13 protein-coding genes are annotated in these 13,313 nt (G+C 55.5%); 10 read left to right on the top strand and 3 right to left on the bottom strand.

The genetic code is table 11. The features are described from left to right. Positions 1-76: 76 nt before the first annotated feature. Complete coding sequence (locus tag ACFPPD_RS07705; RefSeq protein ID WP_209744942.1) at positions 77-1,900, bottom strand: APC family permease; 1,824 nt, start codon at positions 1,898-1,900, stop codon at positions 77-79. 179 nt (positions 1,901-2,079) lie between these two features. Here ACFPPD_RS07705 and ACFPPD_RS07700 point away from each other — a divergent pair, with 179 nt between their 5' ends. Beyond that, positions 2,080-2,463, top strand: coding sequence for an ATPase (locus ACFPPD_RS07700; protein ID WP_209744944.1), 384 nt, complete (start codon positions 2,080-2,082; stop codon positions 2,461-2,463). An 82-nt stretch (positions 2,464-2,545) separates the two neighbouring features. Here ACFPPD_RS07700 and ACFPPD_RS07695 read toward each other — a convergent pair whose 3' ends face one another. Then, positions 2,546-3,643 (bottom strand): EAL domain-containing protein, encoded by a 1,098-nt coding sequence (locus tag ACFPPD_RS07695; protein ID WP_209744947.1) that lies wholly within the window; start codon positions 3,641-3,643, stop codon positions 2,546-2,548. Between the two features lie 118 nt (positions 3,644-3,761). Between ACFPPD_RS07695 and gatC the strand changes: the two genes are divergently transcribed. The 8 genes from gatC (at position 3,762) to ACFPPD_RS07655 (ending at position 11,571) form a co-directional block, all read left to right on the top strand. Further along, the gene (gene gatC / locus ACFPPD_RS07690) at positions 3,762-4,049 is read left to right on the top strand and encodes an Asp-tRNA(Asn)/Glu-tRNA(Gln) amidotransferase subunit GatC (RefSeq protein ID WP_209744950.1); all 288 of its coding nucleotides are present in this window, start codon (positions 3,762-3,764) and stop codon (positions 4,047-4,049) included. 19 nt (positions 4,050-4,068) lie between these two features. Then, entirely contained in the window at positions 4,069-5,529 is a 1,461-nt protein-coding gene (gene gatA, locus ACFPPD_RS07685; RefSeq protein ID WP_209744953.1) for an Asp-tRNA(Asn)/Glu-tRNA(Gln) amidotransferase subunit GatA, read from the top strand. Positions 5,530-5,541: 12 nt separating this feature from the next. Further along, entirely contained in the window at positions 5,542-6,975 is a 1,434-nt protein-coding gene (gatB, locus tag ACFPPD_RS07680; protein ID WP_209744956.1) for an Asp-tRNA(Asn)/Glu-tRNA(Gln) amidotransferase subunit GatB, read from the top strand. A gap of 159 nt (positions 6,976-7,134) precedes the next feature. Then, positions 7,135-7,644 carry a GNAT family N-acetyltransferase gene (locus ACFPPD_RS07675; protein ID WP_209744962.1) on the top strand — a complete coding sequence of 170 codons (510 nt, stop codon included), beginning with the start codon at positions 7,135-7,137 and terminating at the stop codon, positions 7,642-7,644. Positions 7,645-7,733: 89 nt separating this feature from the next. Beyond that, entirely contained in the window at positions 7,734-8,438 is a 705-nt protein-coding gene (locus ACFPPD_RS07670) for an MgtC/SapB family protein (RefSeq protein ID WP_209745047.1), read from the top strand. 23 nt (positions 8,439-8,461) lie between these two features. Then, positions 8,462-9,088 carry a hypothetical protein gene (locus tag ACFPPD_RS07665; protein ID WP_209744965.1) on the top strand — a complete coding sequence of 209 codons (627 nt, stop codon included), beginning with the start codon at positions 8,462-8,464 and terminating at the stop codon, positions 9,086-9,088. Between the two features lie 121 nt (positions 9,089-9,209). Beyond that, positions 9,210-9,641 (top strand): Fur family transcriptional regulator, encoded by a 432-nt coding sequence (locus tag ACFPPD_RS07660; RefSeq protein ID WP_209744968.1) that lies wholly within the window; start codon positions 9,210-9,212, stop codon positions 9,639-9,641. 190 nt (positions 9,642-9,831) lie between these two features. Beyond that, positions 9,832-11,571 carry a glycosyl hydrolase family 18 protein gene (locus ACFPPD_RS07655; RefSeq protein WP_378081737.1) on the top strand — a complete coding sequence of 580 codons (1,740 nt, stop codon included), beginning with the start codon at positions 9,832-9,834 and terminating at the stop codon, positions 11,569-11,571. A gap of 72 nt (positions 11,572-11,643) precedes the next feature. On the opposite strand, the gene ACFPPD_RS07650 is transcribed toward ACFPPD_RS07655, so the two are convergent. Then, positions 11,644-12,006: a DUF2614 family zinc ribbon-containing protein gene (locus ACFPPD_RS07650; RefSeq protein WP_209744971.1), complete on the bottom strand. Its 363-nt coding sequence runs from the start codon at positions 12,004-12,006 to the stop codon at positions 11,644-11,646. A gap of 167 nt (positions 12,007-12,173) precedes the next feature. Here ACFPPD_RS07650 and ACFPPD_RS07645 point away from each other — a divergent pair, with 167 nt between their 5' ends. Continuing rightward, positions 12,174-13,052 carry a nucleotidyltransferase-like protein gene (locus tag ACFPPD_RS07645; protein ID WP_378081734.1) on the top strand — a complete coding sequence of 293 codons (879 nt, stop codon included), beginning with the start codon at positions 12,174-12,176 and terminating at the stop codon, positions 13,050-13,052. The last annotated feature ends 261 nt before the right edge of the window (positions 13,053-13,313 follow it).

Here is a 13,313-nt window from a genome sequence, read left to right as displayed (position 1 = left end):
CGAGCCGTTGATCGCCCCTCCGGCGTAAGAACTCCATCGAACGAATAAAAGAGCGGGGCCGAAGCCGCGCTCATTTTCATTTTTTCAAATGATAAGGAACCGTCGTAACGATGACGTTCTTGCGGTAGAGCAACCGGGCGCGGATCATCAGGCTGGTTTGGTTGTGCAAAATATTGTGCCAGCCCTTTTTCGGGATGAATTGCGGAATGATGACCGTCACCTGATAGTTCGATTCGTTCGCCTTGCGCTCGACGGTATCGATGAATTTCATGAGCGGCTGGATGATCGTCCGGTAAGGAGAGTGCAAGGTAACGAGCCTGACGTCCGGATGGAATTTGTTCCATTTCTCTTCGAACGCCGTTTCGTCCTCCCGCTCGAACGGGATGTAGACGGCGATGATTTGTTGGGCGGACAACGATTGGGCATAGTTGATCGACGTTTCGACGACGTGAGTGATGCCGGCGACCGGCAAAATGAACACGTTCCCCTCGATCGGCATCGCCGGCTCGCACGTCGTCAGCCGAAGCTGCTTGCCGACGGCTTCGTAGTGCTTCTTGATGCGATGGAAGACGTAGATGATCGTGGGCAAGAAGACGATGACCGACCATACTTGCTCGAATTTCGTGATGAAGAACATAATCGTCACCGTGAAGCTGATGAGAGCGCCGATCGAGTTGACGACGAGCTTGAATATCCAGCCTTTCGGTTTTTGCCGAATCCACTTGACCATCATCCCCGTCTGGGACATCGTGAACGGAATGAATACGCCGACGGCGTAAAGCGGAATTAAGTGTTCGGTATTGCCTTGGAAAGCGACGATCAGCACGATGGACAGAAACCCGAGCGTGATAATCCCGTTCGAATAGCCTAGCCGGTCTCCGCGTACCGTGAAAATCCTCGGTATGAATTTGTCATTGGCCAAGTTGACCGCCAGCAGCGGGAAAGCCGAATAACCGGTGTTGGCAGCCAAGATCAAAATCAATGCGGTCGTACCCTGGATGAAGAAATACATGAAATGGCGGCCGAACGTTTGCTCCGCGATTTGCGAGACGACCGTCACTTCCGTTCTTGGGCTAATGCCGTAATAATAAGCGAGAAACACGATGCCCGAGAACAAAACGGCGAGCAAAGCGCCCATCATGAGCAGCGTACGGGAAGCGTTCGCTGGAGCGGGGGACTTGAAATTCAGAATGGCGTTCGAGATCGCTTCGACTCCCGTCAACGCGGAGCTACCCGAGGCGAATGCCTTCAGTAGCAAGAACAGGCTTATGCCGGCGACTGGCGTGCCGATGGACGCGTGAAGATCGGGAGGGACCGCGCCCGTCGCGATGTCGTATATGCCGACGCCGATCAGAATAAATAACGCCAGAACGAACAAATAGACGGGATAAGCCAGGATCGACGCCGATTCCGTAACGCCCCTCAAGTTCAGGACCGTCGTGAACAACACGAACGCGATGGCGATGAGCACGGTATGTTCATGCAGGCTCGGGAAGGCGGACGTAATGGCATCCGTGCCGGCCGAGACGCTTACCGCTACGGTCAGCACGTAGTCGACGAGCAGGGATCCCCCGGAGATCAAGCCCGGCCACACGCCGAGGTTTTCCTTGGATACGACGTAGGCGCCTCCGCCGTGCGGATAAGCATAGATGATTTGCCGGTAAGACAGGATGAGCGCCGTTAGCAGGACAAGAACGCCGATCGCGATCGGAACGGAATACCAGAAAGCCGTCACGCCTACCGCTACGAGCACGATCAGGATTTGCTCCGGCCCGTAGGCGACGGAGGAGAGGGCGTCCGAAGAGAGGATGGCCAGCGCCTTCGTTTTGTTCAGCTTTTGTTCCCCTAAAGCCGTGGACTTCAATGGGCGTCCGATTAACAATCTTTTGATGGAATACATGTCGTTTTTCACCGCCGATTAAGATTGATCATGACTATCTGTTGTTAATGTGTCCGATTCAACGGCTTTCAGCACGAAAAAAACCGCTGAGGAACGTTCCGTGCGACAGAATTTGCATATCGGATTCTTTTTTTAGTAGGATAGTAGTAAGACGTTAGATGCGAGAGGGGAGAATCGACATGTTGAAGCTTGGGGAAAGGATCATCATCGTCGATGACCGGTTTGAGCAGAACTTGCCTTTGGGCGAATACGGCTACATTATCGCCTACGACCGGAACAACGACAGCGCGTTTGATTACGTGATTCGGGTACCGAAAGCGAACAGGCAATTTTACGTGCCCTGCGAAGATATCGAATTGGAAGAAACGTTGATAGAGATCGAAGCGGCGCGGATCGAGAAAGAAGCGCTCATCGACTTCGCTCTCGTCACCCGCAACGAGGAACTGTTCAAAAGAGTCATGAACGGCGGTCAACAGGAAGAACAACCGGCCGAAGAGACGAACAAGGAAGTGTTGAGCCGCGAAGAGTTCATCCGTCAGGTGAACTTGAAGGCTTGGATCTGACGCCGCCCGAGGCGAACGACGGCGAAACGCCGGCAAACGCGATGTCCCGAACGAGGGAGCGCGTTTGCCGGCGTTTTACGGCTTAACGGGATACCGCGTTCGACGTCGCCTTCGAGGGGACGGGCATCGCTCTTCCGAACAGATAACCTTGAAACAACGGAACGCCCGCGTGGCGTAAGTAGTCCCATTCTTCCTCGCGCTCGACCCCTTCGGCGAGAACGGACCCGCCGAAGCGCGACGCTCTGTCCAATAGGCTGTCGACGTACTTCTGTTTGGCCGGATCGGCGTCGCAGCCGCTGACCCACTTCCGGTCCATTTTCACGTAATCGGGCTTTAGCCGGTCGACCGCGCCTAGGGTGGCGAAGCCGCTCCCGACGTCGTCCAAGGCGAGATTGACCTTTTGTTCCCGATAGGCGTCGAATACGCGATCCAGCTTGTTATCGTCCAGAGGCTCGGTTTCCATCACTTCGAAGACGCAATCTTCAGGGGCCGTCCCGGTTTCCTTCATCAGGTCGAACGTGTCCCGCAGGCATGTCGCCGGGCGGAGAAGGGACGACGGGAGGAAATTGACGAACCGTTTCGTTCCCGGCGGCAGATGGGAAGCGCCCATGCGAATGGCCGAATGGCGGGCCGCGCGATCCAAGAAAGCGTGATGCCCGGTTCTGCGCGCCGTTTCGAACAGTTCCGCGGGTCGGAACGGGGCTTGCTCCGGCAACGGACGCAGAAGGAACTCATAACCCATCGGAACGCGGTCGGACCTCACGATCGGTTGAAGATACGGCGTATAGATCCGGTGCAGGATATAATCGGATACGCTTATTCCTCCGACTTGGCCGAAGAGGGCCGCGAGCGGAAACCAACCGTCCGTTCGTTCCGGACCGTCGGACTCGTCCCTTGCGTCATCGTCATCCGCTGCTGAATCATTATCGTGACCGTAGTCGATTCTGCATCGAATGCTTTCGGCATCCCGGGAGGAGAGCTTGCGTTGCAAATGGCCGAGAAGCCGAAGCAATTGCTGCGGGGCGTCGTATTTCGCCGCAAGCGGTGACGCGGCGACGCCATCGGTTTCCGCGACGGCGTCGCCGAGCCGTCGGCGCATGACGGGGTCGTCCGACGCGAATTCGACGAGACCGGCGTTCCGAAGCGGCGACGGAAAACGCGCGCGATGGTATCGGGTCATCTTTTTCCTCCTATTCGCAAGCGATCGGGGCCTGCAAAGTATCGTTGAGTTCCCTTAGTTTGTCCGATATAATGAAAAGAATGAGCGGATATGCGGTATTTAGGAGGGTTAAACAACCATGAGCATTACGATCAAAGACGTCGAGCATGTCGCAAACCTGGCCCGCCTCGAGCTGTCAGAATCGGAGAAAGAGCAATTTTCCGGACAATTGAACGCCATCTTGAAATACGCGGAGAAGCTGAACGGCTTGGATATGGAAGGCATCGAGCCGACCAGCCACGTCCTGCCTTTGGCGAACGTCATGAGAGAAGACGCGGTGAAGCTTTCCTGGCCGATCGAGAAAGTCCTCCTCAACGCGCCGGAAGAAGAGAATGGGCAGTTCAAAGTGCCCGCCGTGCTGGAATAACGACTAGGAGGATCTACGCATGTCGCTTTTCGAATTGAAACTGTCCGAATTACATAATCGGCTTCAACATAAGCAATTATCCGTTTCCGAGCTCGTCGAGCATTCGTTCGACCGGATTTCCGGAACGGACGAGCGGATCGGAGCGTTCCTCGCGCTGAACGAAGAAGGCGCGCGCGAGCAAGCGAAGTCGCTCGACGGCCAGTTGGCGGCGGGCGGAGAAAGAGGCTTGCTGTTCGGCGTACCCGCGGGCATCAAGGACAATATCGTCACCGAAGGGCTGCGCACGACGTGCGGCTCGAAATTCCTCGAAAACCACGATCCGATCTACGACGCGGCCGTCGTGACGAAGCTGCGCGCGGCGCAGGCGGTCACGATCGGCAAGCTGAACATGGACGAATTCGCGATGGGCGGTTCCAACGAAAACTCCGCTTTCGGCGCCGTTCGCAACCCGTGGGACTTGGAGCGCGTGCCGGGCGGTTCGTCCGGCGGTTCCGCCGCTTCCGTCGCCGCGGGACAAGTGTACTTCTCGCTCGGCTCCGATACCGGCGGCTCCATTCGCCAGCCGGCCGCTTATTGCGGCGTCGTCGGCTTGAAGCCGACTTACGGCCTCGTCTCCCGTTTCGGGCTCGTCGCGTTCGCGTCGTCGCTTGACCAAATCGGGCCGATCACGAAAAACGTCGAGGATTCCGCTTACGTCCTGCAGGCGATCGCCGGCCATGACGAACGGGACAGCACGTCCGCCAAAGTCGATATTCCGGATTATGTCGCCTCGTTGTCCGGCGACGTAAAAGGATTGCGCATCGGCGTACCGAAAGAATATCTCGGCCAAGGCATCGATCCTCAAGTGAAAGAACGGGTGCTGGAAGCGTTGAAAGTGTTCGAGTCGATGGGCGCGACGTGGGAAGAAATCTCGCTTCCTCATACGGAATACGCGATCGCCACCTATTACTTGCTCGCTTCTTCCGAAGCTTCCTCCAACTTGGCACGTTTCGACGGCGTTCGTTACGGCGTGCGCGCCGACAATCCGGCCAACCTGATCGACCTGTACCGCAAGTCCAGAAGCGAAGGGTTCGGGCCGGAAGTGAAAAGACGGATCATGTTAGGTACGTATGCGCTCAGCTCCGGTTATTATGACGCTTATTATAAGAAAGCCCAGCAAGTCCGTACGCTCATCAAGCGCGACTTCGACCAAGCTTTCGAGAAATACGACCTGATCGTCGGCCCGACGGCTCCGACGACGGCGTTCAAGCTCGGCGCCCAAGTCGGAGATCCGCTGACGATGTACTTGAACGATATTTGCACGATTCCCGTAAGTCTAGCGGGCGTGCCGGCCATCAGCATTCCGTGCGGCATGGCGGAAGGGCTCCCGGTCGGATTGCAAATCATCGGCAAGCCTTTCGACGAAAGCACGGTATTAAGAGCGGCGCACGCATTCGAGAGCCAAACCGGCTTCCACGCTATGCGTCCGGCATTGTCCTAGGAGGAAAAATCGATGTCCAAATACGAAACGGTCGTCGGCCTCGAAGTCCACGTCGAGCTGCATACGAAATCGAAAATTTTCTGCGGTTGCTCCACGTCCTTCGGCGCGCCGCCGAATACGCATACGTGCCCGGTCTGCCTCGGCCATCCGGGCGTTCTGCCCGTATTGAACCGCCAAGCGGTCGAATACGCGATGAAAGCCGCCATGGCGATCAATTGCGAAATCGCAGAATGGTGTAAATTCGACCGGAAAAACTATTTTTACCCCGATTCGCCTAAAGCCTATCAAATTTCGCAATACGACCAACCGGTCGGCCAGAACGGCTGGATCGACATCGAAGTGGACGGCACAACGAAGCGCATCGGCATTACCCGCCTCCATCTGGAAGAGGACGCGGGCAAGCTGACGCACATTGAGGGAGGCTTCGGCTCCCTCGTCGACTTGAACCGGGTCGGCACGCCGCTCGTCGAAATCGTATCCGAACCGGATATTCGTTCTCCCGAGGAAGCGAAAGCCTACTTGGAGAAGCTTCGCGCCATCATGCAATACTGCGACGTCTCCGACGTGAAGATGGAAGAAGGCAGCTTGCGCTGCGATGCCAACATCAGCATCCGCCCGTACGGGCAGGAGAAATTCGGCACCCGCGCGGAACTGAAGAACATGAACTCCTTCCGCGGCGTTCAGCGCGGACTGGAATACGAGGAGCTCCGCCAAGCGGACATTCTCGATTCCGGCGGCACGGTCGTGCAAGAAACGCGCCGCTGGGACGAAGCGCAAGGGAAAACGTTCAGCATGCGCGGTAAAGAAGAAGCGCACGACTACCGTTACTTCCCGGATCCGGATTTGGTTCGCCTGCATATCGACGCGGAATGGAAAGCCCGCGTCAAGGCGTCGATCCCGGAGCTTCCGGACGCACGCCAAGCGAGGTACATTCAGCAATTCGGTTTATCCTCCTATGACGCAGGCGTGCTTACCGCTTCAATGAAACTCGCCGATTTCTTCGAGGAAAGCTTGAAGCATACGACCGATGCCAAAGCGTCCGCTAACTGGATTATGGGCGAACTGCTCGGCTATTTGAACGCGAACAACCTGGAGCTCGGCGACGTGAAGATCACGGGCCAAGGCTTGGGCGAGATGATTCAGTTGATCGAGAAAGGCACGATCAGCAATAAAATCGCCAAAACCGTGTTCAAAGGCATGCTGGAATCCGGGAAATCGCCGCAATCGATCGTCGAAGAACAAGGACTCGTCCAGATCAGCGACGAAGGCGCCATCGTGGCGATCGTGGACGCGGTAATCGCGGCCAATCCGCAATCGGTCGAGGATTTCCGCGGCGGTAAAGACAAAGCGATCGGATTCCTCGTCGGGCAGATCATGAAGGAAACGAAGGGCAAAGCGAACCCGGGACTCGTCAACAAGCTGCTTGTCGAGCGCCTGAACGCCTAATAGACGAATCAAGACGGCAAATCCGCTCTCTGCGGATTTGCCGTTTTGTTCGAATATCGGTTCGTATCAATTTCTACCGCTTTTTACTCCTCAGATACCTCCGCAAAGCTTCTTCGGCGCCCAAGGACGCCGAAGACGTTTTTGCTTGAAGAAAGGAACATGCGCATGGTCGGCATTCACGAACGGGATATTCGAGACCGGGAAACGGCGGAAGCGGTATGGGCGTTGCAGCATCCGGCCTACAGGGCGGAGGCGTCTCTGATCGGCGTGTCGGAGTTGCCGCCTCTTCGGGATACGGTCGAGACGTTGCAATCTTGCGGCGAAAGCTTTATCGGCTTCGGGAACGAAGAGGGGGAGCTGATAGGCGCCGTTTCGTACGAAAACGACGGTAAGACGTGGACGGTATGCAGGCTGATGGTGCACCCGGACCATCATCGCAAGGGTATCGGGACAAGGTTGATGGAAAGCCTGTTATCGATCCAAGAGAAGAAGGTATGGACCGTCACCGCCGAAGTGCGTAATTTACCGGCGATCTCCCTCTACGAACGGTTCGGGTTTCAAGGCAGGGACACGATCAAGCCGATGCCCGGCATCGTGCTGCTTCGACTCGTACGCGAGCCAGAAGAAGCTGCTGAGGAGAGGGTATCCGATGACGGCAACTCGACTTAAGACTAGGTTCGTCCCCGCCGAAAAACCGTTGAATGGCCAAATTCCCGCGTGCTACAATAATGAAAATAACGCTTCCGGAAGTGATGCTTTTGAATAGCCCATGGGAAATCGATAACGCGCATCTGATTATCCGGTTGTTATTGTCCGTATTGTTGGGCGGTTTGATCGGATTCGAAAGGGAACGCAAAAACCACGCCGCGGGATTGCGGACCCACACGTTGGTCTGCTTGGGCTCTTGCCTGATCATGATGCTGTCGATGTACGGATTCGCCGACTTCGTGAACGAGCCTAACGTCAGGCTCGATCCGGCCCGGTTGGCCGCGCAGGTCATCACCGGCGTCGGTTTCCTCGGGGCGGGCACGATTCTGTTCACCGGCAAATCGATCACGGGCTTGACGACGGCGGCCTCCATCTGGGTCGTCATGGCCATCGGTTTGACGGTCGGAGCGGGATTTTACCTGCCGGCGGTCTTCTCCGTAATTATGGTGCTGCTGATCTTGTGGGGACTTAACATCGTGGAGAAAAGATTCGTCAACCATCGCAGCGATTGCTCGTTCACGATTACGACGTCGGGCGACGGACTGCGGATCGACGACGTTCAGCGGCTGCTTACCGCACGGGGAGTGAAGCTCGTCAAGGTACGATTCGCGGAATCCGAGTATTCGTCGGACGATCCCGAGGCAAAGCAACGCCGCATCGCGATGACCGTCGTGCTTCCGGACAAGGGACATTTGCTTGAAGTCGCGGACGAACTCAGCAAGATACAAGGCGTCATTGGAGTCGCGGTAGAATAGGTAGCCAATTTGGAGGGAAAACGATGAACTACCCCGTAGCGCAACCGGCCAGAAAGAAAAAATGGATCGCCGGAAGTCTTGCCTTCTTCGTGCCGGGGATCGGCCACATGTATCTCGGACTAATGGTGAAAGCGATCGTGATCATGCTGCTCATCGCCATGAATATTTTGGGCATCGTGTACGTGTCGATCGACGGGGACAACGTGTTGTCCATCGTCCTCCTCAGCTTGCTGATGCCGATCATCTATTTCTATAGTTTGTTCGACGCGATCCAGAGCACCGAAGCCGTCAACGAGCGTAAATTCGCGCAAGCCGCGCTTGCCACTCAATCGTTGCCTCCGTATCCTCCGAGCGCTCCGTTCGTTGAATACCCTCCGGGAGAGGTGCCGGCTGGTCGACCGCAACAATCGGTTCCGCTAGCGAATGGTCATCTTCGTCCCAACGACGGCCAAACGCACCGGAGCTTTTCTCCCCTCGGCATGATCCTGCTCGTCGGAGCGGGAGTCGTTCTTCTCGGCATCGTCGGGGACAACTTTATGAATCGTCTGTTTCGTTCGTCGGGTGCGATGGTCGGTGCCGTCCTTCTCGTAGGAGCGGGTATCGCTTTATGGATATGGGAGAACCGGGCGGATCATCGAAAAGGGAGCTAGAGCCGCCACGCGGGGATGGATATTCCATTGACAACGGTCGAACGGGAGCCATAGAATAAAGACATGGCATCGTCGATGCGCATTCGATGAGCAGACGTTATTAACGAAAGGCTGTGAGAGCATGGAATCCAAGGTCGAGCATGCCGTGGACCAGCTCAAATCGGGCGGCGTCCGGATGACTCCGCAACGATACGCGATTCTTCAATATTTGATTGAATCCTATACTCACCCGACGGCGGACGACATTTTCAGAGCGTTGTCCCCCCAATTTCCGAGCTTAAGCGTCGCAACCGTATACAATAACCTGAAGGTGTTCGTGGATACCGGACTCGTTCGAGAACTGAAATACGGCGACGATTCCAGCCGTTTCGACGCGGATATGTCGGATCATTACCACGTGACGTGCACGAAGTGCGGGACGATCGTCGATTTTGATCATCCGCCTGTACTCGAAGTAGAGCGCGCGGCGTCGTCGTCGACCGGCTTCACCGTCATCGGTCACAGGCTCGAGATTTACGGGACTTGCCCGGCATGCAAAGGAATGCATTCTTGAAATTTCGGATTCGAACGCAAGCAAGTCGGACAAAGCACGCTGAAAGGTCGCTAACGCCTTCGCGTGCTTTTTGTTTGGATTCGGACAAGTCAAACTAGCAACTTTAAGAGACGATATATCGTTCTCACTATAAAGACAGGCTTTCATCCAGAAGGACAGAAGGACAGAAGGACAGAAGGAGTGAACGCAATTGCATACCGACCTCGCTGCCGGTCCGCGCAAGAAGCGCCGGCGATCGGGCCGTTGGATAGGACTCGTTCTTTGTTTCGCATTCGCGTTGGCGGCCGCGATGTGGTGGAGATCGTCGCTCGAAGGAAATACTTCGTTCGCGACGCCCGAATATACGGCCAAGCCTCATGCGATCATGGCGGACGGCGCATGGACCGGCGAATACGCCGACGGCAAAGACGAGGGGCTGCTGATCCCTCTCGATACGGCCCGTTCGTTGTTAGGAGAAGGCGTCGCCTACGAGAAGAAGACGGACTCTATCATTTTGACGTCGGACAAAGAAGTGCTGCACTTCAAAACAGGGGCTTTGGACGCGACATTAAACAGCAAACCTACCGCATTGCGGTTTGCGGCCAAGAACGTCGACGGCAAAGTATTACTGCCGGTCGCGCCATTGACCGAGCTATTCGGGTTGAAGGTGGAGATCGGCAATGCGGGTGATATCGTGACGTTGCTGATGCCCGGCGAAGCGGTTCAGCGCGCCGAGGTGACTGCCGGCAAGAAGAAAGGCATCGAGCTGCGCGAAGGAGCGGGCAAAAAGTTCGCGATCGTGGAGCGTTTGGATGCGGGCGCGGGCATTCGGTTATGGGGAGAAGAGGACGGTTGGTACAAGGCGCAATCCGAGAACGGACATATCGGTTACGTCGCCAAAGTCGGCGTGACGTTGCTTTCCATCGAGCAAGTGCCCTTGACGGGGGCGACTGAAGAGCCTTTCGTCGCTTGGCATACGGCAGGGAAGCGGATAAATCTGACTTGGGAAGCCGTATATACCAAAAATCCGGATACGGACCAGATCGGAGAGTTGACCGGCGTTAACGTCGTAAGCCCTTCGTGGTTCGAGCTCATCGACGGCAAAGGCAGCATCAGAAGCAAAGGTGACGCGGCCTACTCTTCGTGGGCAAGAGCGAAAGGCATACAAGTCTGGGGCATGTTCAGCAACGGATTCGAGCCCGACCGTACGCACGAAGCGCTCTCCTCCTTCGAGACACGATCGGCGATGATTCGCCAATTGCTTGCTTACGCGAAAACGTTCAAGCTGCAAGGTATAAACATCGACTTCGAGAACGTGTACACGAAGGACAAGGAAAATCTCGTTCAATTCGTCCGGGAGATGACGCCGTTGTTGCACGAGCAGAACTTGGTCGTCTCGATCGACGTGACGCCGAAGTCGGGTAGCGAGATGTGGTCCGCGTTCTTGGATCGGGCCAAGCTGGGCGCCGTCGTCGACTACATGATGGTGATGGCTTACGACGAACATTGGGCGTCCAGTCCAGAGGCGGGCTCGGTTTCTTCCTTGCCTTGGGCGGAGAACTCGGTCAAGCGCATACTGGAGGAGGATCAAGTACCTTCCGACAAGTTGATCTTGGGCGTGCCGTTCTATACGCGAATCTGGACGGAGGAGCCGGACGGCAAAGGCGGGACGAAGGTTTCCTCCAAGACGATGGACATGGACGCCGTCAACGCGCTTATCGCGGAGAAGAAACTGAAACCGGCGCTATCCGAAGAAACCGGACAGAAGTACGTCGCCTTCAAAGACGGCAACGCCGTCAAGAAGATCTGGATCGAGGATGCGTCGACGATCGTCGCGCGTGCTAAGCTGGCTAATGATTACGACTTGGCCGGAGTCGCGTCTTGGAGGCGCGGCTTCGAATCGCAGGATGTTTGGGCGGCGCTGGATCAAGCGTTGCAAAGCGGGCCATAATTTCATTCAGTACCCTTAAACGAAAACCCTCCGGACCGCAATCGTCCGGAGGGTTTTCGCTATCTCTGTTCGTTAGGCTTCCGGGCTTACGGGAATTTCCGAGCCTTTGTCCGTCGCGGCCGACGGGTCCCAAGTCAAGATCGTATGGCAGTACATGCAACGGTCGGTCGTACCGAGCATTTTCGTTTTCTTGTTGCACTCCGGACAATCGATGACCGGCGCGCTCGTCGATAAGACGCCGACGTAGAAGTAAATGCCCATGCTGATGAAGCAACTGATCAACCCGATGACCATGAACACGGCGGCGATTACTTTGCCCACGTTGCCGAACAGCAGAATGCCGCTTGTCCCGAACACCATGACGCCCATCCCGAGAAGCACGAGGAGAAGACCCCAAGTACGCATCGTGGAGATTTTGCTCGCTTTCCATTTCATGCCGAATTATCCCCTATCTTGTGGCGATTCGCGATTCCCGGCAGGAAACGCGAGTTCCATTGTAGAACTTAACCATATTCGCGTATTCCATTATATCTTACATTTTTGGAGCAGACCACCTCGGCGTTCCGGGGAGGGTTGCGTTAAGAACAGGATGTGAATAAAACGTGTCGCAATCGCAAAAAGACGCATTCTTGAAGTTGATCGGCAAAGAGGAAGGGCTCGTGAGCTTTCTGCTCGTCGGGAACCCGTTTTCCTACCAACCGCTCATCGACGGCATGGACCGTTTGGCGCTCGTCGTTAAGAACGCGGCCGATCCGGCCAAGGAAACCGAGCATTGGATGTGGAACGAGCATCGGATACTCGTGAGGCGCGTAACTCCGGAGCAACTGGAAAGCTGGATCGTAAGCGGTTCCAATCGTAACGTGATTTATTGGTTGCTGCAGGGGGACGACTTGATCGATCAAGACGGTTATTTGGCGAAGCTTCGTACACGGTTAATGGATTGGTCTCCGGTGATGCGGGAGAGAAAGCTGCTGAGCGAATTTTCTCGGTTCGTCCGTTCTTATTTGCAGGCGAAGCAAGACTTGAAGGACGGTCAAGCGCTCGACGCATATTCCAACGTGTTATCTTCCCTTCATTATTGGGCGCATATTGTGCTCGTAGAGGAAGGGATGCATCCGGAGCTTACGGTATGGGAGCAGATGAGACGGGTCAATCCCGGTATCTACAAGCTGTTCGAGGAATTAACGACGAGCAGGGAAACGCTCGAGCAAAGAGTGCAACTGGTTCTGCTGGCTTGCGAGTTCTCGATGCTCAACAAGATGGAGTCGTCGTGCGCGTTGCTCATTCGATTGATCGAGAGCCGGACGGAAGGATGGACGCCCGCGGAACTGAAGCTTCATCCCGATCTGGCGGGTCTTTCGCTCGAACTGTCCGTTCTTCTGCAGAAACTCGTCAGCCGTGGCTGTATCAGGGAAATCGCCAGGTCGTCGCCGCTAGGATACGGCGGATTGTTGGAGCTCAGATACGCCGCGAAAGCCTAATGAAAAGAAGCTATAAAAAATGTCGAATGAAGTGTTGACTTAGGCATTCGTTCTGTGATAAATTATATCTCGCCGCTGAAAAAGACAAACGACGCGGACACGGTGAGAAAATCGGAAATGCAAAAAACTTAAAAAAAGTGCTTGCATTAAAGATACGAACTGTGATATATTATTCAAGTCGCTGTTAACGCGGACGACATGAAAAAAGAAACAAAATTGTTCTTTGAAAACTGAACATTGAGCGTAAGAAACAAACAATCG

Origin of the sequence: Cohnella suwonensis (assembly GCF_042655365.1) — a bacterium.
GTDB classification, from domain to species: domain Bacteria; phylum Bacillota; class Bacilli; order Paenibacillales; family Paenibacillaceae; genus Cohnella; species Cohnella suwonensis.
This window is presented reverse-complemented; position numbering and strand designations above follow the sequence as displayed.